The sequence below is a fragment of the Streptomyces boetiae genome (assembly GCF_031845405.1).
GTDB lineage: Bacteria > Actinomycetota > Actinomycetes > Streptomycetales > Streptomycetaceae > Streptomyces > Streptomyces boetiae.
On the sequence record NZ_JAVREN010000143.1, the window covers coordinates 1 to 258 of the forward strand.

The 258-nt window shown below is 58.9% G+C and carries 1 rRNA gene; it reads right to left on the reverse strand.

Annotation, left to right across the window (positions count from 1 at the left end):
• Nucleotides 1–258, reverse strand: a 23S ribosomal RNA gene (locus RM780_RS27770); the annotation flags it as partial.

Genomic DNA, 258 nt, shown 5'->3' on the forward strand with positions numbered 1-258 from the left:
GTATACTCTACCTGACCACCAGAGTCGGTTTAGGGTACGGGCCACCATGAAACATCGCTAGAGGCTTTTCTCGACAGCATAGGATCATCCACTTCACCACAATCGGCTCGGCATCAGGCCTCACCCTTCAATGAGCGGCGGATTTACCTGCCACTCGGGCCACACCCTTACCCCGGGAATAACCACCACCCGGGCTGGACTACCTTCCTGCGTCACCCCATCACTCACCTACTACCCCCTCGGGCCACCGGCTCCACC